Genomic DNA, 18,232 nt, shown 5'->3' with positions numbered 1-18,232 from the left:
TCGCAATTCGCCATTCGCGTTATTCTATGATGACGAGCGGCTCGCCGAACTCGACCGGCTGGCCGTCTTCGACCAGGATCTGCGTCACGGTGCCTGATCGGGTCGAGGGGATCTGGTTCATGGTCTTCATCGCCTCGATGATCAGCAGGGTCTGGCCGACCGAGACCTTGGAGCCGACCTCGACGAACGGCTTGGCGCCGGGCTCCGGCGCCCAATAGGCGGTCCCCACCATCGGCGAGGTCACCGCGCCTGGATGCTTGGAGACGTCTGCGACGCCTGAAGCCGCAGCCGCGGCGGCGGGAGCTGCGGCGACCCCGGGGGCTGCGGCCGCAACCGGCATCGGCATGGTCGCGGCGACGCTGATGTTGCGGGCGACGCGCAGGCGCAGGCCGGCGCGCTCGATCTCGATCTCGGTGAGGCTGGTCTCATCGAGCAGCAGAGCGAGCTCGCGGACGAGCGCGGAATCGTCGCTGGAAAACTTTGCGGCTGCTTTGTCGTCTGGCTGGCGCGCCATGTTCTTTGATCCGAATGTTCTGGGTGAAGAGAGAGCGTCAGGCTTTGAGCGTGGTGCCGAGCTTGGCGGCAAGCCCCTGGATAGCGAGGCGGTAGCCCTCGATTCCGAAGCCGCAGAGCGAGGCCAAGGCCGCGCGCGCGGTGTAGGAGTGGTGACGGAAGCCGTCGCGGGCGTGGATGTTGGTCACGTGCACTTCGACCGTCGGGATCTGCACGGCGAGCAGCGCGTCGTGCAGTGCGATCGAGCCGTGCGAATAGCCGCCGGCGTTGATGATGATGCCCTTCGTCTTGCGCCCATGTGCCTCGTGGATGAAGTCGATCAGCTCGCCTTCGCGGTTGGACTGCCGGCAGTCGGCCTTGATGCCGAAGCTCGCCGCGGTCTCCCGGCACAGTTTCTCGACCTCGGCCAGCGTGGCATGGCCATACGTCTCCGGCTCCCGCGTCCCCAACACATTGAGGTTCCGCCCGTTGAGAACGAGGATCGTGTCGGTCGCTGATTCGGCCATTCTGTCCCGGAAAGGTGTTTCGGCGTGGCGGGGTTATAGGTAACAAAGTGCGTGAGGGGAAGCCTTCAAGGGCTTCCCGGGCGGGTTCAGGCACCTCATCCAGCGTGCAAAAACCTGTGCGGAAACTACGGAAATTGCTTGCTAACCAGTTCCAAGCATGGCTGCCGGCCCAATGCAAAAGGGGCGGGCATCGCTGCCCGCCCCTGAGGTTGCCGTGTTCCGGCCTTAGACGTTCAGGACAGCCACGATCTCGTAGGTGTCCGGATTGATGATCACGATCTCATCCTTCACCAGGACGTACTTGTAGGTCCGCCACTCCGGATAGATCGTCACGACCCGCGACGGCAGGGCGTGCAGCTCGATGCCCTCGCGCGGAATCCGGGTACCGACCGAGATCGAGAAGTTCACGTTGCTCACGGGAGCGATGTGCTCCTCGCGGATCGCCGAGGTGATCTGGGTGCGCTGCTCGGTCGAGAGCTTGGCGCCGGCGCCGGCCTGGCCGACCGTCGTGTTGGTGCTGCTCTGGCCCTGCGCGTTCTGGTTAGCGCCGGGGCTGGTCTGACCCTGGGCCTTCTGGTTGGTGCTCGTGGTGCCCTTCTGGTTCTCGGCATTGTTGGTCGAGGTGCCGCTCTTGGTGCCCTCAGCCTTCATGTCCTTCTGGGCGCCGGACTTGCTGGTGTCCTGGCTCATGCTCTTGGACTTGTCCTGCGTGGACTTGTCCTGCGCGCTCTGGGCGTGTTCACCCTTCGCCGCGCCGGCCTTCTCCTCGGCCGCGTTCTTGTTCATCGCGCCGCCGGATTTCTCCGCGGTCCCGGACTTCTCCATCGCGCCAGACGACTTCTCTTCGCCTTGCTTCATGGAGCCGCCGGCCTGACCCACCGTGCCCTTCTGCGGACTTGCGGATTCCTTGCCGCGCTCGGTGGCGCCGCCCGAAGACTGCGAGTGCTCCATCGGCTTCGCACCGGCGCCGCTGTCATTCTTCATCGTGCCTTGTGCGTTCGCCAGACCGGTGCCCGCGATCAGCGCGAGTGCGGCAACCGAGATCATAAAGCGGTTCAACATCGTATTCTCCTCACGTGTTTCTTTGCGTCATTGCCCGCGCCGACAACGAGAGGAGGTGTCACTTGTTCCGGAACATCTGCTGTTCCCCGGCATTTGTTTCTTAAACGCGAGATGAACATCCGTGCCGGATTCGCGCCGGTTTTCGGCATGCGAAAAAGGCCGGCTTTTCAGCCGGCCTCGTTCCGTCCGCAAGTGGTGAAACGTCTCGCTAAAGCGCGATGAGATTGGGCTGAATCGTCATCGCGCTTTAGCTCTTGGTTTGAGCATGATCTTTTCGGAAAACCGCTTCCCACTTTTCCGCATCATGCTTTAGCAAGTCGCCTTGCCGCAGCGGGCCACGCCGATCTTTTCCTTGAGCCCCTCGAGGCCGATGGCGCCGACCACGATCTGCTTGCCGATCACGTAGCTCGGCGTGCCGTTCATGCCCATCGTCTCGGCGAGCTTGAAATTCTCCTCGATGGTGGAGCGCACCTCGGGGCTGGCGATGTCCTTCTCGATCCTCGCGGTGTCGAGGCCGGCTTCCTTGGCCGCCTGCATGGCGCGCGCCTTGTCGGCCGCGCCGCGACCGCCGAGCAGCTTCTGGTGGAAGTCGAGATATTTCTTGCCGGTGGGATCCTGCATGCGCACTGCGACCGCGACCTGGGCGGCCTCGACCGAGCCCTGGCTCAGCACCGGAAACTCCTTCAGCACCACCTTCAGCTTGGAATCGGACTTCATCAGGTCGAGCATGTCGCTCATCGCGCGTTTGCAATAGCCGCAATTGTAATCGAAGAACTCAACGAAGGTGACGTCGCCGTCCTTGTTGCCGAGCACGACCTGACGCGGCGAGTTGAAGATCGCATCCGAGTTCTGCGCGATGCTGGCTTCGTGCTTCTCGGTCTCTGCCGCGGCCTGCCGCTTGCTGAGCTCCGTCATGGCCTCCTCGAGCACCTCAGGATGGCTGACGAGGTAGTTCTTGATGATGGCCTCGATGTCGGTGCGCTGGGCATCCGAGAAGCTCTCGGCCGAAGCCGGTCCCGTTGCGCCGACGAAGGCGAGCGCAATGAGCGCGGAAGCAAGCAGGCGCAGCGAAGGCATTGGCAAATCCTCTTATCCAGAGCAGGTTTTGAAACAACGTCCCGGCGGACTTAGTCGTGGTGTCGTGACGTCAAATGAGCAGTTCAGGCTTCGGTCTGGAGCCCCGATCCGACGAGGTCGGAACGGGGCTCCAGCTTTTTGCTTTGACGCGTCTTCCTGGCGCGAACCGGTATCCGCTTCGCTTGAAAACGCTTTAGTTACGCGGCGGTTTCGACGCCACGATGTCGTCGGCCTTGACCCATCCGGGCGTGCCGACGGCGAAACGGGTTTTCGCGCGCGTGGCAAGCTCGCGAGCGGTCTTGTTGTCGCCGCGCAGATAAGCGGCCTGGGCAGAGGCGAGATCCGCCTCGGCATAGTCTGCCTTCCGGCCATAGGCCATCGCAAGCTGGGTGTAGCCGATCGGCGCCTCGGGCTCGCGCGCCACCGCTGCACGGAGAATCTTGATGGCGTCGTCCGTGTAGGCCTTATTATCGGTTCCAACCAGAGCCTGCCCAAGTAACATCTCGATGAGGGCCGAATTGTTCGAAAGTGCGACGGCCTTGCGCAGGGGGGCAATCGCATCGGCGGGCTTGCCGCTCTCCAGAAGGGCCTGGCCGCGCACCTCGTAGAAGTACGGGTTGTTGGGCTGCACCGCAATCAGGGCATCGATCTGGGCGAGGGCACTGCGCAAGTCACCATGCAGATAGGTGCTGATGGCGCGGGCATAGCGCGCCGGCAGGCTGTCATTGGTCAGGGGGTAGCGGCGATAGACCACCTCCTGCCGCTCCATGAAGGCGGAGATCTTGGCGCGCACCATGTCATGGCGCAGCTGGAGCGCGGGATCGTCCTTCTTGTCCCAATAGGGGCTGGTGCTGGCAAATTCCTGGAGCGCTGCAACGCGGTCGGCGGGCATCGGGTGCGACTGCAGATAGGGATCTGCGCCGCGCGCCGCGAACAGGCTTTCGCTGGTGAAGCGCTTGAAGGTCTCGTACATGCCCTTCGGCGACTGCTGCGTCGCGGTCAGGAACTTCACGCCGGCGCGGTCGGCGTTCTCCTCCTGCTGGCGCTGATAGGACAGCAGCGAGCGGCGGATCATCTCCTGCGGGCCGGCAACCGCGGCCGCGCCGGCGTTGGCGAGCCCATTATTGCCACCGCCGCGGGCACCGGCCGCGATGGCGCCGGCGCCGAGCAGCATGGCGATGATCATCTGCGTCTGGGCGCTGGCGAGCTGCTCGCGCATCTTGGCCAGATGGCCGCCGGCCAGATGCCCGGTCTCGTGCGCAAGCACGCCGATCAGCTGGTTCGGCGTCTCCGACTGCAGGATTGCGCCGTAATTGACGAAGATGCGACGGCCATCGGCGACGAACGCGTTGAACGAGTTGTCGTTGATGATCACCATCTGGATGTTCTGCTTCTCCAGACCGGCGACGCGCAGGATCGGGCGTGTATATTCGCGGAGCAGCTGCTCGGTTTCCGAGTCGCGCAAGGTCGGCGGCCCGCGGCCTTCCTGCGCCTGCGCCGCCGGGACCGGCAGCAGCGCGATTGCAGTCGCGGTAACGAGGGCGGTGAGGGCGGTGGCCTTCTTGCGCAATACGATCTGGAGCGACATCAAACGGGCTTGCAAACGGATTTGGATGCAGTTGTGTGATTGGTTTTGGCGATTGGCGGCGGACCGGATACGCGATATGCCCTTATGAGCCGTATAATGCGGCTAGTCTGGGGCGCAAGCGCCCTGTTTTGCCAGCGAAATAGCAGAAATCAATGCACGATGCGACACTAAGGAACCGGGTGGGACATTGGCTCGAGCCCTCCCGCCGCAGCGATGTTCCCCCGTTCATGGTGATGGACGTGATGGCGGCGGCGGCCCGTATGGAGGCCGCGGGCGGCCATGTCATTCACATGGAGGTCGGCCAGCCCGCGGCAGGTGCGCCGAAGACGGCGATCGCGGCCGCGCAGGCGGCGCTTGCGACAGGGCGGATCGATTACACCTCGGCGCTTGGCATTCCCAGCCTGCGTGAGCGCATCGCGCGGCATTATCGCGACGCCTATGGCTGCACGGTCAGTCCGGACAGGATCGTGGTGACCACGGGCTCCTCCGGCGGTTTCATCCTGGCTTTCCTGTCGATGTTCGAGCCCGGCGATCGCGTGGCCGTCACGGTGCCTGGCTATCCGCCGTATCGTCACATCCTCACCGCGCTCGGCTGCGAGCCGGTGCTGATCGAGACCACCCACGACAACCGCCACGCGCTCACGGGCGAGGCGCTGCTCGCCGCCCATCGCAAGGCGCCGCTGAAGGGCGTGCTGGTCGGCAGCCCCGCCAATCCGACCGGAACGATGATGTCCCGCGAGGCGCTCGCCGGCCTGATGGCAGCTGCGGAAGATGCCGGCATTCGCTTCATCTCCGACGAGATCTATCACGGGCTCGATTATGCGTTTCCTGCCGTGACGGCGGCCGCGCTGTCCGACCATGCCCTCGTGATCAACTCGTTCTCGAAGTATTTTTGCATGACGGGCTGGCGCGTCGGCTGGATGGTCGTGCCTGATATTCTGGTACGTCCGATCGAGCGGCTGCAGCAGAACCTCTCGATCTCGGTGCCCTCGCTCTCGCAGGTCGCGGCGGAGGCCGCCTTCGACGGCGCCGCCGAGATGGAGGAGATCAAGCATGGCTATCAGGAAAACCGGCGCATCCTGATCGAGGGATTGCCCAGGGCGGGCTTGGCGAAGTTCCTGCCGGCGGATGGCGCGTTCTACCTCTATGCCGACGTTTCGGATTTCACCTCCGACAGTTTGGAGTTCGCCAAGCAGATGCTGGAGAAGGCCCACGTTGCGGCCACGCCGGGCGTCGACTTCGATCCAATCCATGGCCGCTCGTTCATTCGACTTTCTTATGCGCGCTCGCTTCAGGAGATGCAGGAGGCAGTTGACCGGATCGCTCACTGGCTTAAATAGCCGCCAGTTTTTGCTAGCCTTCCGGAGTGCATCTTGTCTGACCGAACCGCCCAGTCCGGCGCCCCGTCGCGCTCTCCTCTCGCCGCTGTGATGTGGCCAACCCGGCCGGGCGAAGCGGTCGGGCACTTGCGCGCTGTGGTGCTTGTTGCACTCGGCTCCGCGCTGATGGCGCTGTCGGCCAAAGTCAATTTGCCGCTGCCTTACGTGCCCATGACGCTGCAGACGCTGGTCGTGTTGGTGATCGGCGCGGCTTATGGCTGGCGCCTTGGCAGCGCAACCATGATCGCCTACCTCGCCGAAGGCGCGATGGGGCTGCCGGTGTTCGCCGGCCCCGTCGGTGGAATTGCACCGCTGGTCGGCCCGACCGCCGGCTATCTCTTCGGCTTCGTGGCCGCTGGCTTCATCACCGGCTGGCTCGCCGAGCGCGGCTGGGATCGCAACGTCGTATTGCTGTTTGCGGCCATGGCCGCCGGCCATGTCGTCATTTTCATCGCCGGCTTCGGCTGGTTGGCCTACGGAATCGGCCTTGGTGCGGACAAGGCCTGGGCGGTCGGCGTCGCGCCGTTCATCGCGGCTTCGGTCATCAAGAACGCGCTCGGGGCTGCGCTGATGCCGGCGGTGCGCCGGATCGCCGACCAACGCTGCTAGAGCTTACCCACAGCGAACGGTTCCAATTGACAGGGCCGGCCAAGTTGATCTTGGCTGGCTCAGAGTTTCGAGGGGGAGGTAACAATGACAACGACAACGATGGCTGGCGCGCCGGCTGCACCTGCTACCGCCAAGCCGTGGTATAAAATTCTCTATGTCCAGGTGCTGATCGCGATCGTGCTTGGCGCGATCGTCGGCTGGCTGTGGCCGACGGTTGCCACCAACGACTGGATCAAGGCGCTCGGCGACGGCTTCATCAAACTGATCAAGATGGTGATCGCCCCGATCATCTTCTGCACCGTGGTCTCCGGCATTGCCCACATCCAGGACGCCAAGAAGGTCGGCCGCATCGGTGTCAAGGCGCTGGTCTATTTCGAGGTGGTCTCGACATTCGCGCTGATCATCGGCCTGATCATCGGCAATGTCGTGAAGCCGGGCGCAGGCTTCGGCAGTGCGGCAGCCAATGCGAATGCGGTTGCCAACTTTGCCAAGCAGGCCGAAGCGCAGAAGTCGGTCGACTTCATCCTGCATATCATTCCCGACACCGTGGTCGGCGCCTTCGCGCAAGGCGAGATCCTGCAAGTGCTGCTGTTCTCGGTGCTGTTCGGCTTCGCCATCATGGGTCTCGGCGAGCGCGGCCATGTGATCCGCAGCTTCATCGACGATGCCGCGCACGCGGTGTTCGGCGTCATCTCCATCGTGATGCGCGCGGCGCCGCTCGGCGCCTTCGGCGCGATGGCCTACACCATCGGCAAGTTCGGCACCGGCGCGATCCTCAACCTGATGGGCCTGATTGCGACGTTCTACCTGACCGCCGCGCTGTTCGTGTTCGTCGTGCTCGGCATCATCGCGCGGATCGCGGGCTTCTCGATCTTCAAGTTCCTGGCCTACATCAAGGACGAACTGTTGATCGTGCTCGGCACCTCGTCCTCCGAAAGCGCGCTGCCGTCCTTGATGGAGAAGCTGGAGCGGCTCGGCTGCTCGAAGTCGGTGGTCGGCCTCGTGGTGCCCACGGGCTATTCGTTCAATCTCGACGGCACCAACATCTACATGACGCTGGCGACGCTGTTCATCGCGCAGGCGCTCGGCTACGACCTCACCTTCAGCCAGCAGCTCACGATCCTGGTCGTGGCGATGCTGACCTCGAAGGGCGCGTCCGGCATTACCGGCGCGGGCTTCATCACGCTGGCGGCGACGCTTGCGGTGGTCGATCCGCGCCTCGTGCCGGGCATGGCGATCGTGCTCGGCATCGACAAGTTCATGAGCGAGTGCCGTGCGCTGACCAATCTCTGCGGCAACGGCGTCGCCTGCGTGATCGTCGCCTGGTGGGAGGGCGAGCTCGATCGCGACAAGCTCAACGCGCGGCTGAGCCAGCAGATCGATCCGACCGACATGGAAACCGCGGTCACGACGGACTGATCAGGGTCTAACGGCGCGTTGCGCCGTTAGACCTGGAAGTAACAGGGCTGGTCGAGATCCTCGATCAGCCCTTTTTCTTTGGGCTGCCAGCCGAGCAGGGCGCGCGTCTTGGCGCTGGACGTCGGCACATCGGCACCGGCGAATTGTGCGAACCAGCCGAAATGCTCGGTCGCTTCGTCCAGCGATTTCGAGACCACGGGCAGGCCCAGCCTTTTGCCGATCACCTCCGTAATCGTCTTGAACGGGATGCCTTCCTCGGCGATGGCGTGATAGCGCGGTGCCGTTGCGCCTTGCTCGAGTGCGAGGCGATAAACGCGAGCGGCATCGCAGCGGTGCCCGGCCGGCCAACGGTTCATGCCATCGCCAATATAGGCTGCCACGCCTTTCTGGCGCGCGAGGTTGATCAGGATCGGCACGAAGCCATGGTCGCCCTCGCCATGGGTCGTCGGCGGCAGACGAACCACCGCGGCGCGGACGCCTTCCAGCGACAGCGCGGTGGATTCCGACACCCGCGGAAAACGGTGCGCGGCCTCGTCGTCTTCCGTTGCAAGCCGCCCCGGCGCCAGCAGAGCCACGCCCGACGTGACGATGAGCGGACGGTCGGAGCCCTTGAGCTCCTCGCCGAGGGCGAGGATGGCGCGGCGGTCCAGCTCGCAATTGTCCAGAAACTTCGAGAAGTCGTGGTTGAAGCCGAGGTGCAGGACTCCGTCGGAGGAGGCCGCGCCGCTGCGCAAGGAGGCGTGGTCCTCCAGCGAGCCGCGATGGACTTTGGCGCCCATCGCGGTGAGGGCGGCCGCGCCGGCGTCGGACCTCGCAAGGCCCGTGACGCTGTGGCCGGCGGCGATCAGGTCCGCAACGACGGCGGAGCCGACGAAGCCGGTGGCGCCAGTGACGTATACACGCATGAGCAGGTCTCCAGTTGGTTGGAGCCAGCATCTGCGCTAGGATTATCCGGGTAAAGTAGTGACGTTATCAGGGTATAATAGCTAACAGGATGAGCGAGACCACCAGCGACAACCTGCTCGGCACCTACCTGAAGCACCGCCGTGTCAGGCTCGATGCGGCGGCGTTCGGCTTCAGCGGCCCTCGCAGACGCACGCCCGGGCTCCGCCGCGAGGAGGTGGCGCAGCGCGCCAATATCAGCCCGACCTGGTACACCTGGCTGGAGCAGGGCCGGGGCGGGGCGCCGTCGGCCGATGTGCTCGACCGCATCGCGCGTGCGCTGATGCTGACCGACGTCGAGCGCGAGCACTTGTTTCTGATCGGGCTGGGCCGTCCGCCAGAGGTGCGCTACCGGGCGAGCGAAGGCGTCTCGCCACGGCTTCAGCGCGTGCTCGATGCGCTGGAGACGAGCCCCGCCATCATCAGGACAGTGACCTGGGACGTCGTCGCCTGGAATCGGGCGGCCACGATCGTGCTGACCGACTATTCAAAGCTGCTGCCCGAACAGCGCAACATCCTGCGCCTGATCTTCTGCGAGCCGCGGGTTCGCGCCGCCCAATATGATTGGGAGAGCGTGGCCCGTTTCGTAGTCGCAGCGTTTCGTGCCGATGTGGCGCGCGCCGGCGCGGTCTCGCATGTCGCTGACTTCGTCGATGAGATGTGCCGTCTTAGCCCGGACTTCGCCAAGCTGTGGGCCGACAATGACGTCCGCTCCTATAGCGAGGGCGTCAAGCATCTGCGCCATCCGGTGCTCGGCCAGATCGCGTTCGAATATTCGGCCTTCGCAGTCGACGGCCGGCCCGATCTCGGCATGGTCGTCTACAACCCGGCGACGCCGGACGACGCCCAGCGCATCAGGAAAGTGCTCGTCGCGCGATCTGACGGCTAGAACCGCTCCGGACGGTATGGTGTCGGATCAATCGACGGCGTTTCGCCGTTCATCATCTCCGCGAGCAGGCGACCGGTGGCGGGGCCCAGCGTAAAGCCCTGGTGGCCGTGGCCAAAATTCATCCAGAGGCCGGGGTGGCGCGGGGCGCGCCCGAGCACCGGCACCATGTCAGGCGTGCAGGGGCGGGTGCCGAACCACGGCTCGGGCTCGGCGCGCTTGCCGAGATCGATCAGTTCGCGCGCGGAGGCTTCGGCACTGGCGAGTTGCACCGGCGTCGCCAGCGCATCGGGGCCCGTCAGCTCCGCGCCTGTGGTAATGCGGATGCCCTTGGCCATCGGACCCATGGCGTAGCCCTGGCCCTTGTCGACCAGCGGCAGATCGAGCGTGGCGCCGCCGGTGTAGTGCATGTGATAGCCGCGCTTGCGCACCAGCGGAATCCGGTAGCCGAATTTGTGCAAGAGATCCGGCGACCACGGCCCCAGTGTCACGACGGCTTTGGCGGCATCGATGCGGCCGTTGTCGGTGTTCACCGACCATCCGGTTGCGGTCTGTTGCAGCGACTGCGCATCGCCGAGCACGATCTGACCGCCAAGGCGCTCGAACAGCTCGGCATAGGCCGTCACGAGTGCGCCGGGATCGGACACGGTCCAGGTATCGAGCCAGTGGATCGCGCCGGGAAGATCGTTGCGCAGGATCGGCTCGGCTTTTGTCAACTCGCTGCCCGACAGCACGCGGAAATTCACGCCGAACTCGCGGCGGTCTGCTTCCGCCTCCTTGATCGCGTGGTCGAGCGCCGCGGCATCGCGAAACACCGCGCGATAGCCGGCGCGGCGGATCAGATTGTCGGCATGGGCCTCCCGGATCAGGACGTCGTGCTCGGGCGTCGCATAAGCGATCAGGCGCGCCCAGGCCGCGATCGCGTCGCGATGCCGCTTCGGCGCCGAATGCCACCAATAACGCAGCAGCGGCTCGACGTGACGATGCAGCGAGGAAAAACTGTAGCGCACGTCGTTGGTGCGGCCGGTCGCGATGTTCAGCAGCGAAGAGAGGTCGCGCGGCATCGGATAGGGCCGCACCGCTTCGGCCTGGATCATGCCGGCATTGCCGTAGCTGGTCTCGCGGCCGGGCTCCCGGCGGTCGACCAGTGTCACCGTCCAGCCGCGCTGGCGCAGATGCACGGCGGCGCCGACCCCCACCATGCCGCCGCCGAGAATGATTGCGCTTCGCATCCGCAGAACTCCCGTCAGGCCGGCTTCGGCGCCAGCTTCGGCTGCGCCGTGTTGATGGTCGCGGCGACGACGACCGACATCGCCGTCATCGTCACCAGGAAGCCGAAGGCCGCGTCGAATGATCCTGACCCCGTCACGATGAACCCCATGATGGCGGGTGCAACGAAGCCCGCGCTCTGGCCGCCCAGGTTGACCATGCCGATGCCCGATCCGATCTGGTCGTCACGCAGCAGCTTGGTCGGCAGCGCAATCACGGAGGCCAGGACGAAGGATTTGAAGAAGTAGACCACCGATTGATAGACGATCAAGGCGGTGATCGTCTCCGCCTTGTACATGGCGTAGAGGAAGATGCCCGTTAACGCGGAACTGCCGATCAAGAGATATTTTTCGCGCTCGGCAAAGAAGGTGGTCATCACCCAGCCGCCGATTGCGGTTGCAAATGTCGCCATCACGAACGGGATCGGCGCCACCACGCCGACGGTCTTGAGGTCGAGCCCGCGCTGCTGCAGCAGATAGAGCGGCATCCAGGAATCCAGGCCCTTGTTGACGCAGCTCAGGCCGAACCACACCACCATGAGCTGCCACAGCAGCGGATTCTTCATCAGCTCGCGCATCGGCGCGCGGGGCTTTGCCGTCACCGGTCCGACGCCGATACGCGCCAGATGCGGAACAAAGACGAAGTAGATCACCGCGAAGACGATGCCGGCGATGCCGATCGTATTGAAGGCGTGGCGCCAGCCCAGCCAGACGATGAGCGGCGCCATGATCAGCGGTGCGATCATGCTGCCGGCATAATTCGAAGACAGCAGCAGCGACGACATTTTGGGCCGGCTGTCCTTCTTGAAGAGCTCCGCGATGGCGCGAATGCTTGCCGGCGGAAAGCCGCCTTCGGCGATGCCGAAGATGAAGCGGATCGCGATCAGCGAGGTCAGCGACCAGGCAAGGCTCGTGAACGCGGTGAACAGCGACCACATCACGATGGTGACGATGACGACATATTTCGAGCCGAAGCGGTCGGAGAGCCATCCGCCGGGCACCTGCATGGCTGCATACCCCAGGAAGAATGCGCTGATGACGATGCCGAGATCGGCAGCCTGCAGATTGAAATCCTTGCCGATCTGCGCCAGCGCCAGCGAGATCGCGGCGCGGTCGATATAGGAGATGCAATAGGCGAGATAGAGCAGGACGAAGGCGACGATTCCGGTCTTTCGGTTCGACAATTCGGCCATGCTGATCTCCTCGATGCCGGCGAGCCGGCGGTCATGCCTGTTTGGTTTATGCGCCGGCTCTATTCCCAGGTGAGAAAGCCGGGCGCGGCCGACAGCGGCGGCGCTGCGGCGAGCCGCGCGAGGTCGGGCACCGGCCGGCACAGGTCCGGATCGTTTGCGAACGCAGCCTCGATGCTCGCGGCGACCGAGAGGACGATGGCATCGCCCCCACGCGGGCCGACGATCTGGAGGCCGAACGGCAGGCCGGCTTCATCAAGGCCGAGCGGAATGCTGATCGCGGGGTGGCCGGGAAGCGTCACGGCGTAGGCCAGCGCGAGCCAGTGGAAGTAGGATTTCGTCGGCACGCCGTCGATCTCGGCGGGATAGAGCTCCGACCAGGGCCGCGGGCTCAGCGTGATGGTCGGGCTGATCAGCACGTCGCAGGTTTCGAAGAAGCTTTGATAGGCGCGATAAATCCGCGTCTGCGTCGTGGAAGCGCGGGCGTGGTCTTCGAGCGTATAGCGGAGGCCTTCCTCGACATTGGCGCGGACGTTGGGGCCGAGCATCTCGGGCCGCTCTTTGAAGGTCTTGCCATGGGTCGCCAGGAACAGGCCCGCGCGCAGCACGGCGAAAGCATCGTCGGCGCCAGTGCAGTCGGGTGTCGCCTCGCAGCTCTCCGCGAACAGCGGCGCGAGCTTGCTCACGCGCTGGCGGAACACGCGGCGGATGGCCTGCTCGGTCGGCGCGAAGCCGAAATCCTCGGTGAAGGCGAGGCGCAGCTTGCCGAGCTCTGCCGGGCGCGGCGCGGCCCAGCGCTCGGCGCGCCCGCGCAAGGGCTCGTCGGGCAGGGTGTAGGCGAGTGGATCGCGGGGATCGTCGCTCGCCATTGCCGACAGCATCAATGCGGTGTCGGCAACGTTGCGCGCCATCGGTCCATCGGTCGACAGGTTGGACCAGCCGAAGATGCGCTTCTCGCTCGGCACCAGGCCATAGGAGGGGCGCATCCCGACGATGCCGGAGAAGCCCGCCGGATTGCGCAGGGAGCCGCCGGTGTCGGAGCCCGAGGCGAGCGGCGCCATGCCACAGGCGAGCGCGACCGCGGAGCCGCCGGAGGAGCCGGCCGCCGAGCGCATGGGATCGAAGGGATTGCCGGTCGCGCCGAATACGGGATTGCGGGTGTTGCCGCCTGCCGCCCATTCCGGCGTGTTGGTTTTGCCGAAGATGATGGCGCCGGCGGCGCGCAAGCGCGCGACCGAGCCCTGGTCAGCAGCCGGCACGTTGTCGCGGAGCAGCGGGCTGCCATAGGTCGAGCGCATCCCGGCGGTGTCTTGCGTGTCCTTGATCAGAACGGGGAGCCCGTGCAGCGGGCCTCGATCCTCACCGCACCGGATGGCGGTCTCGGCGGACTTTGCGGCGGCGCGAGCGCCCGGCTCGTCCAGGGTGACGACGGCGTTGACAGCGGGATTGACGGCGGCGATGCGGGACAGGCAGGCGTCGAGCAGTTCGACTGGCGAGATCGCCTTGCTGGCCAGCAGGCGGCGTAACTCAACGGCGCTGGAATCGCACAGGTCGGGCAAGGCCAATCCCTTTCAGATTATGAAAACGATTTAGCATATAGGAAAGGAGCTCCGACGCACCAATATTCGTCAAAACCGACCATTTCATGCACAAACCCTGGCCTGCATGCCCAGCCGGCAACCAGAAAGAGGTGTCGAAGGGTGCGGAGCATGGAAAAGATTAGGCCGATCAGCCAATATTTTTCCTTGGGTCCATGGTAGAGATGCTCGATGAGCGAGATCACGACGTCAGAGGGTGCCAACTCCCAGCTCGGCCAATGTCTCAAGGCCGCCCGTCAGGCGCGCGGCCTGACGCTCAAGCAGGTAGCGGAACGGACCGGGATGGCGCTGTCGACCTTGTCGAAGGTCGAGAACGGCCTGATGTCGCTGACCTACGACAAGCTGCTCCAGCTGACCTCAGGTCTGAAGATGGAGATCGCCGAGTTGTTCAATCCCGCAGTCGCGACGCCTGCGCAGGGCCGGCCGGTCACCGCGCGCCGAAGCATCAGCCGGGCCGGGCAGGGGCAATTGATCAACACGAAATTCTACACCTACACCTATCAATGCACCGACCTGATCGGCAAACGCATGGTGCCGATCGTCGCCGAGGTCCGCGCGCGCTCGTTGGACGAATTCGGTCCACTGCTGCGTCACGCCGGCGAAGAGTATTTTCTGGTGACGAGCGGGCGCGTGGCCGTCCACACCGAGTTCTACGCACCTGAGATCCTGGGCGAGGGCGACGGCATCTATCTCGACAGCACCATGGGCCACGCCTACCTCAACGCCGGCGAGGGAGCGTCTGCCAAGGGCGTCTGTCTCTGCACCAGCGAGGCGCCCGATCTCTACGACCAGCTTCGCCAGATCGCATCGCGCGATGTGGCCTCATCAGGTGATGGCGAACTGCCGCCGTAGCGGATTGGCGGGGCATGAAAACGAAAACGCCCGGCTTTTGGCCGGGCGTTTTGCATTGAGGGTGTTCGGCTTTATTGGCCGCCGCCGAAACGGCGCGACCACCAGCCGGCGCGGCGCGGGGCCGCCGGCGTCTCGGTTGCCGCTTCCGGCGCGGGTGCAGGGGCGGGCGGAGCAACCGGCTCCGGAGCTGAAGCAACCGGGGTTGCCGGCTCGCTCGGGCTGCTCGACAGGAAGCTCACCTTCTCGCGGACAGTCGACCGGCGACGTGCCGCCTTCCCGTCGCCGTCGACGACCGGCTCTTCCTCGGCCACAGCAGCAGCCGGTGCGGCCTGGACCGGCGCTTCAACCGGCGCCTGGTGGAATTGAGGCTCGGGTTGGGACGTCTCGTGCTCAGCAGGGGCGATCTGCCCTGAATGCGCAATCAAGGGCGCGGCCTCGCTGCCGGTGCTGTCGAAATCGGCCACAGCGTTGGTTGCTTCCGGCGGCGGATTGCCGCCGAGTTCGTCGCCGATGGATCCGGCGAGACCGTCCTCGCTGCCGCCGCGCCGACGACGTCCACCCCGACGGCCGCGCCGGCGACGGCGCTCGCCGCTGCCCTGCTGCTCGCCACGGGCGGCTTGCTCCTCACCATCCTCGCCGTCCTGCTCGGTGTCGCCATCCTCTTCGCCTTCGCCGGCGGCCAGGGCCGGCTCTGGAAGCGTGGCCGGACTATCTTCCCGAAGCTCGCCCTCGCGCTGACCGCCGCGACCGCGGCGACGGCGGCGGCGTTTGCGGCGCTGGCCGTCTCCTTCGGACGCGGCTTCACCGGACGCCTGCTCCTCGCCGAGACCTTCGGTCTCGTCGGTCTCGACCTCGGATTCGGTCTCGAGGTCGAAACCGTCCTCGTCGTCATAGGCCTCTTCGGGCAGGGGCGGCGGGCTTGCGGCCGCCTGTGCGGCCAGCAGCGCCTTGGCGGCTTCGAGCGTATGCACCTGCTCGCCGCGGTCGATCACATAAGCCTGTGGTCCTGAGACGCTGGGATCGGCGATCACCGACAGCGTGACCTTGAAGCCGTTCTCGAGGTCGCGCAGATGACCGCGCTTGTGGTTCAGCACGTAGAGCGCGACGTCGGTGCGGGTGCGGACCACGAGATTGTGGGTCGCGCCCTTCATCAGGATCTCTTCGAGGCCGCGCAGCAGCTGCAGGGCCACCGAGGACACCGAACGGACATGGCCGGTTCCGCCGCAATGCGGGCAGGGATCGGTCGAAGACTCCAGCACGCTGGCGCGGATGCGCTGACGCGACATCTCGAGCAGGCCGAAATGCGAGATGCGGCCGACCTGGATGCGCGCGCGGTCCTGCCTGAGGCAATCGGACAGCTTGCGCTCGACCGCACGGTTGTTGCGCTTCTCATCCATGTCGATGAAGTCGATGACGATCAGGCCGGCAAGGTCGCGCAGGCGAAGCTGGCGGGCGACCTCTTCGGCCGCTTCCAGATTGGTCTTGAGCGCGGTGTCCTCGATATGGTGCTCGCGGGTCGATCGTCCGGAGTTGACGTCGATCGAGACCAGCGCCTCGGTCTGGTTGATGACGATGTACCCGCCCGAGCGCAACTGCACGGTCGGCGAGAACATCGCATCGAGCTGGCTCTCGACGCCCATCCGCGAGAACAGCGGCTGGCCGTCGCGATACTGTTTCACCGCACTGACATTGGCGGGCATCAGCATCTTCATGAAGTCGCGCGCTTCGCGGTAGCCGGCTTCACCGGCGACCTGAATCTCGTCGATCTCCTTGTTGTAGAGGTCGCGCAGCGAGCGCTTGATCAGCGAGCCTTCCTCGTAGACCAGCGTCGGGGCCTGCGACTTCAGCGTCAAATCGCGCACCGTCTCCCACATCCGGATCAGGTACTCGAAGTCGCGCTTGATCTCGGGCTTGGTGCGGGCGGCACCCGCGGTGCGCAGGATGATGCCCATGCCCTCGGGCACGTCGAGATCCTGCACCACTTCCTTCAGGCGCGAGCGATCCTGCGCCGAGGTGATCTTGCGGCTGATGCCGCCGCCACGGGCGGTGTTCGGCATCAATACGGCATAACGGCCGGCGAGCGACAGATAGGTCGTCAGCGCCGCACCCTTGTTGCCGCGCTCCTCCTTGACCACCTGCACCAGCATCACCTGGCGGCGCTTGATGACTTCCTGGATCTTGTACTGGCGGCGCGGACGGAAGGTGCGCTCCGGCACTTCCTCGAGCACGTCGTCACCGCCGACGGATTCAACCACTTCCTCTTCGGCTTCTTCGCCGTCCTCGTCGTCCTCTTCGTCTTCTTCGGTTTCCGCAGCCTCGCCATGCGGCGCCTCCACCGCTTCGCCGGCGGCGTAAACGGCATCGGCCGGCTCGGTGACCGAGGTCACGACTTCCGCAAACGTTTCGCCATGGGCTTCGACGGCAGGAGCCCGCTCAGGCTCGGCAACCGTTTCGGCCGCAACCGCGGGCTCGGCGCCCACAGCCGCGACAGGCGCGGGCGTCTCGTCGGCGTGATGCTCGTGCTCGTCATGATCATGCTCGTGGTCATGACCATGATCGTCATGATCGTGCGCATGCGCGTCATCATGGGCGTGCGGATGATCGTGATGGCCGTGATCATCATGCTCATGATCGTCATGCCCGTGATCGTCGTGATCATGGTCGTGATCTTGAACCTCGTGGTGCTCGCCGTGATGCTCGGCATCAGCGTGCAGGTGCTCGCCCTCCTGCGGCGCGCCTTCGGCGTGCTCGGGCAGGGGCTGACCTTCGACCGGTTGGGCGGCGGGATCGGCGCCGGCGTCGAGACCCTCGACGATGTCGCTGCGGACCCGCTCGCCGTGACCGCGGCGGCGGGCATTGCGGTGGCGCGAGCGGCGGCGGCCGTGCGACCGGTTCTCGCTCTCCTCCTCGGCTTCGCGATGAGCCTGCTCTTCGGCCTCGATCAGCGCCTGCCGGTCGGCAACCGGGATCTGGTAATAGTCGGGATGGATTTCGCTGAAGGCGAGGAAGCCGTGGCGGTTGCCGCCATATTCGACGAAGGCGGCCTGGAGCGAGGGTTCGACCCTGGTGACCTTGGCGAGGTAGATATTTCCGCGCAGTTGCTTGCGTTGCGCGGTCTCGAAGTCAAACTCCTCGACGCGATTGCCGCGGACCACGACGACCCGGGTCTCTTCCGGGTGGGTGGCGTCGATCAACATCTTGTTGGGCATGTCTTAACTCTTGGCGGCGGCGGGCGCGGTTCACCGTGGGCGCGAAGAGCGCTGCCGGGTGACGCGACGGTCCACCTGATTCGGGGGTGAGGGGAAGGCCGAAACGCCGTCTCTCGCGCCTTGCCGAATCGGAA

Annotated in this window: 15 protein-coding genes; 5 read left to right on the top strand and 10 right to left on the bottom strand. The window is 65.2% G+C overall.

What is annotated here, in order from left to right; all coding sequences use genetic code 11:
- Positions 1-19: 19 nt before the first annotated feature.
- From accB to ACNJX9_RS22930, 5 genes are all read right to left on the bottom strand, one after another.
- Entirely contained in the window at positions 20-514 is a 495-nt protein-coding gene (accB, locus tag ACNJX9_RS22950; RefSeq protein ID WP_057744883.1) for an acetyl-CoA carboxylase biotin carboxyl carrier protein, read from the bottom strand.
- Positions 515-551: 37 nt separating this feature from the next.
- Entirely contained in the window at positions 552-1,019 is a 468-nt protein-coding gene (gene aroQ / locus ACNJX9_RS22945) for a type II 3-dehydroquinate dehydratase (protein ID WP_439404286.1), read from the bottom strand.
- Between the two features lie 225 nt (positions 1,020-1,244).
- Complete coding sequence (locus tag ACNJX9_RS22940) at positions 1,245-2,081, bottom strand: DUF1236 domain-containing protein (RefSeq protein WP_439404285.1); 837 nt, start codon at positions 2,079-2,081, stop codon at positions 1,245-1,247.
- A 309-nt stretch (positions 2,082-2,390) separates the two neighbouring features.
- Complete coding sequence (locus tag ACNJX9_RS22935) at positions 2,391-3,158, bottom strand: DsbA family protein (RefSeq protein WP_057744892.1); 768 nt, start codon at positions 3,156-3,158, stop codon at positions 2,391-2,393.
- Positions 3,159-3,351: 193 nt separating this feature from the next.
- Complete coding sequence (locus tag ACNJX9_RS22930) at positions 3,352-4,746, bottom strand: M48 family metalloprotease (protein ID WP_057744895.1); 1,395 nt, start codon at positions 4,744-4,746, stop codon at positions 3,352-3,354.
- A gap of 152 nt (positions 4,747-4,898) precedes the next feature.
- Here ACNJX9_RS22930 and ACNJX9_RS22925 point away from each other — a divergent pair, with 152 nt between their 5' ends.
- From ACNJX9_RS22925 to ACNJX9_RS22915, 3 genes are all read left to right on the top strand, one after another.
- Positions 4,899-6,086, top strand: a complete 1,188-nt coding sequence (locus ACNJX9_RS22925; RefSeq protein ID WP_439404283.1) for a pyridoxal phosphate-dependent aminotransferase — start codon at positions 4,899-4,901, stop codon at positions 6,084-6,086.
- 90 nt (positions 6,087-6,176) lie between these two features.
- Positions 6,177-6,734, top strand: coding sequence for a biotin transporter BioY (locus ACNJX9_RS22920; RefSeq protein ID WP_439410111.1), 558 nt, complete (start codon positions 6,177-6,179; stop codon positions 6,732-6,734).
- An 84-nt stretch (positions 6,735-6,818) separates the two neighbouring features.
- Entirely contained in the window at positions 6,819-8,153 is a 1,335-nt protein-coding gene (locus tag ACNJX9_RS22915) for a dicarboxylate/amino acid:cation symporter (RefSeq protein ID WP_271618664.1), read from the top strand.
- Positions 8,154-8,179: 26 nt separating this feature from the next.
- Here ACNJX9_RS22915 and ACNJX9_RS22910 read toward each other — a convergent pair whose 3' ends face one another.
- On the bottom strand, positions 8,180-9,058 hold the full coding sequence (locus ACNJX9_RS22910) for an SDR family oxidoreductase (RefSeq protein WP_439404281.1): 879 nt from the start codon (positions 9,056-9,058) through the stop codon (positions 8,180-8,182).
- Positions 9,059-9,147: 89 nt separating this feature from the next.
- Between ACNJX9_RS22910 and ACNJX9_RS22905 the strand changes: the two genes are divergently transcribed.
- Positions 9,148-9,984: a helix-turn-helix transcriptional regulator gene (locus tag ACNJX9_RS22905; protein ID WP_057744912.1), complete on the top strand. Its 837-nt coding sequence runs from the start codon at positions 9,148-9,150 to the stop codon at positions 9,982-9,984.
- On the opposite strand, the gene ACNJX9_RS22900 is transcribed toward ACNJX9_RS22905, so the two are convergent.
- From ACNJX9_RS22900 to ACNJX9_RS22890, 3 genes are read right to left on the bottom strand one after another with little or no spacing between them, the layout of a single operon-like run.
- Complete coding sequence (locus ACNJX9_RS22900; RefSeq protein ID WP_439404280.1) at positions 9,981-11,213, bottom strand: NAD(P)/FAD-dependent oxidoreductase; 1,233 nt, start codon at positions 11,211-11,213, stop codon at positions 9,981-9,983. The two genes, ACNJX9_RS22905 and ACNJX9_RS22900, sit on opposite strands and share 4 nt — an antisense overlap.
- A 14-nt stretch (positions 11,214-11,227) precedes the next feature.
- The gene (locus ACNJX9_RS22895; protein ID WP_057744918.1) at positions 11,228-12,442 is read right to left on the bottom strand and encodes an MFS transporter; all 1,215 of its coding nucleotides are present in this window, start codon (positions 12,440-12,442) and stop codon (positions 11,228-11,230) included.
- A gap of 59 nt (positions 12,443-12,501) precedes the next feature.
- Positions 12,502-13,998 (bottom strand): amidase, encoded by a 1,497-nt coding sequence (locus ACNJX9_RS22890; protein WP_439404278.1) that lies wholly within the window; start codon positions 13,996-13,998, stop codon positions 12,502-12,504.
- A 210-nt stretch (positions 13,999-14,208) separates the two neighbouring features.
- Here ACNJX9_RS22890 and ACNJX9_RS22885 point away from each other — a divergent pair, with 210 nt between their 5' ends.
- Positions 14,209-14,889 (top strand): helix-turn-helix domain-containing protein, encoded by a 681-nt coding sequence (locus ACNJX9_RS22885; protein WP_057744921.1) that lies wholly within the window; start codon positions 14,209-14,211, stop codon positions 14,887-14,889.
- 71 nt (positions 14,890-14,960) lie between these two features.
- Here the strand turns inward: ACNJX9_RS22885 and ACNJX9_RS22880 are convergent, their stop codons facing one another.
- Complete coding sequence (locus ACNJX9_RS22880) at positions 14,961-18,098, bottom strand: Rne/Rng family ribonuclease (RefSeq protein WP_439404276.1); 3,138 nt, start codon at positions 18,096-18,098, stop codon at positions 14,961-14,963.
- Positions 18,099-18,232: the final 134 nt, after the last annotated feature.

Source organism: Bradyrhizobium sp. BLXBL-03, assembly GCF_051853015.1.
Taxonomy (GTDB): domain Bacteria; phylum Pseudomonadota; class Alphaproteobacteria; order Rhizobiales; family Xanthobacteraceae; genus Bradyrhizobium; species Bradyrhizobium manausense.
The sequence above is the reverse complement of the archived record's forward strand: the minus strand, read 5'-3'. Positions and strand labels throughout refer to the sequence as shown.